Consider the following 1838-nt stretch of genomic DNA (forward strand, 5'->3'; position numbering starts at 1 on the left):
ATGGGGCGGGAAACCCCGTCCCTCGGATTCCTCCCCTATCGGCAGCGTGAAGCACGCCTCCCCCGCGTCCCGCTGGTTCTTTATCGCCTGGCGCAGCCTGGCCACGCCTGTCTTGTCGGCCATCACCGGCCCCCTTCCTCGTCATCTTTGAGCAGGAACTCGACCTTCGCCAGCCTCCTGCGCATCCTGTCCGCCTCCGCCTCGGCACGCTCGGCCCGCTCGCGGAGCGTCGCCGCCTCGGCGACCGCCTCGTCGCGCTCGAGCGTGAGCCTTCCGACCTTGTCGGCGACCTCGGCGGCCAGGGCGCCCTTGCCCCGAGGCGCCACGAGGTCGGCGAGGACCTCCGGCAACGTGGAGTCCTGGTTCCTGCTCCACCACGGCCCGAGCGCGGTCACGACCTGCGCGAAGGGCGTCTCGCGGCCCTTGCCTCCCGGCGAGGAGCAGGCCTGCAGCGCCGCCACGACCTCTCGCCTCACCTTGTCGGGCGGCACGCGCAGCTCGCCCTTTGCCCTCGGCTTGCAGATCTGACTGTCCGGCACCGCCCGGCCCAGGTCGATGGCCGGCGGCAGCTTGTCCTGGCTTATCCTCATCGCAGTCTCACCTTCGCGAAAACGTTCATGGCGGGCACTACTCCCCGAGCCCCGCGCGCAGGATCATCGTCGCGCCGGTGACGGCGGTGTAGAGCCCGTCGAGATCCTCGCCCAGCGCCTCGAGCTCGTCCTCGCACTCGCGGCAGATCTCCTCGGCCGCGGCCATGTCGAGCACGAGGGTCTCCGCCCCGCCGCGGCCCTGGACCTCGATGGCGTTGCGCAGCCTCTGGATTCCGGTCGTGTCGCTCATTTCTCCTCCAATGTTGAAAACTTGTCGAAAGATTGTTGAAAAGTTGGGTTCCCCTACTCACAAGTAAGGGAGAGTGTTCTTATCTATCTCTAACCTCTAACCTCTACCGCTTATAAAAGTTCGCGCCTTAGGCTTATGGTTAGGCCTATCGATAGAACGACCTGCGCGTTTACCCGTCGGACCTCGCCGCCCTCGCCTTCTCGGCGATGCCGACCTTGGCCTGGTACTCCTCGTAGCGGCGGGCGACGCGCTCGTTGACGGCCTTGCCCTCCGACCACATGCCCTCGTCTAGGAGCCCGATCTCGGCCATGCGGCAGAGCGCGGCCTCGGCGTCCTCGCGGCGCATGTCCAGGTCGCACGCCACGCGCCTGACGAGGTGCTCCCGCCTGAGGAAGGGCTTGCCGTCGTTGATGGCGCTGTGCAGCTGGCACATCGCGCTGAACCACACGCCGACGCCGGCGGCGCCGAGCTCGTCCACGAGGTCCTCCATCTTCTGGTCGTGGAGCGTGCCGATCTCTGCCTTCCACCACCAGATGCCGCGCCTTGCCATGTCCTAGCCCCTCCCCTCGCGTTCCTCGTAGTACAGGCAGCCGGACCGCTTCTCGCCGGGCGCCCTGGATATGAGCCGCCTCGTGCACACCATCGCCGCGGCCCAGCAGTGGCGGCACTTGCTGCACTCGCAGGGCTTCAGCGGCGGCTTCTCAGGCGGCGTCAAAACGGGATGTCCTCGTCGTAGACGTCCGCCGGCGCGACGGGCGGTGCCGCCGCCACGGGCGGCCGGGAGGGCTGCGCCGTCGCCGCGGCCGCGCGCGGCCTCTCCCCGCACACGACGATGTCGTCCGCGACGATCTCGACGCGGTAGTGCCGGGTCCCCGCCTCGTCCTCCCACGTCCGCTGCCTCACCTTGCCGCCGAAGACCACCCGCGAGCCCTTCGAGAGCTGCGACGCGGCGGCCAAACGAGTTATTGGAGGCAATCACAATTGACTAACTTCGACCT

Annotated in this window: 5 protein-coding genes; all 5 read right to left on the reverse strand. The window is 68.0% G+C overall.

All coding sequences use genetic code 11. The features are described from left to right. Positions 1-122: 122 nt before the first annotated feature. The 5 genes from ACT84W_RS10845 to ACT84W_RS10865 all read right to left on the reverse strand — a co-directional run bounded on the left by ACT84W_RS10845 (position 123) and on the right by ACT84W_RS10865 (position 1815). On the reverse strand, positions 123-590 hold the full coding sequence (locus ACT84W_RS10845; protein ID WP_444329229.1) for a hypothetical protein: 468 nt from the start codon (positions 588-590) through the stop codon (positions 123-125). Between the two features lie 37 nt (positions 591-627). Beyond that, positions 628-840: a hypothetical protein gene (locus ACT84W_RS10850; protein ID WP_444329230.1), complete on the reverse strand. Its 213-nt coding sequence runs from the start codon at positions 838-840 to the stop codon at positions 628-630. Positions 841-1009: 169 nt separating this feature from the next. Beyond that, positions 1010-1390, reverse strand: a complete 381-nt coding sequence (locus tag ACT84W_RS10855; protein ID WP_444329231.1) for a Lin1244/Lin1753 domain-containing protein — start codon at positions 1388-1390, stop codon at positions 1010-1012. A 3-nt stretch (positions 1391-1393) separates the two neighbouring features. After that, on the reverse strand, positions 1394-1555 hold the full coding sequence (locus ACT84W_RS10860; protein ID WP_444329232.1) for a hypothetical protein: 162 nt from the start codon (positions 1553-1555) through the stop codon (positions 1394-1396). After that, positions 1552-1815, reverse strand: coding sequence for a single-stranded DNA-binding protein (locus ACT84W_RS10865; protein WP_444329233.1), 264 nt, complete (start codon positions 1813-1815; stop codon positions 1552-1554). The genes ACT84W_RS10860 and ACT84W_RS10865 overlap by 4 nt, the downstream gene beginning before the upstream one ends. Between the last annotated feature and the right edge of the window lie 23 nt (positions 1816-1838).

Source organism: Paratractidigestivibacter sp. (assembly GCF_052362415.1).
Lineage (GTDB): Bacteria > Actinomycetota > Coriobacteriia > Coriobacteriales > Atopobiaceae > Paratractidigestivibacter.

Bases quoted from the DNA above. Each gene is read 5' to 3' on its own strand.
- ACT84W_RS10845 (WP_444329229.1), bottom strand. From the start codon at position 590: ATGAGGATAAGCCAGGACAAGCTGCCGCCGGCCATCGACCTGGGCCGG.
- ACT84W_RS10850 (WP_444329230.1), bottom strand. From the start codon at position 840: ATGAGCGACACGACCGGAATCCAGAGGCTGCGCAACGCCATCGAGGTC.
- ACT84W_RS10855 (WP_444329231.1), bottom strand. From the start codon at position 1,390: ATGGCAAGGCGCGGCATCTGGTGGTGGAAGGCAGAGATCGGCACGCTC.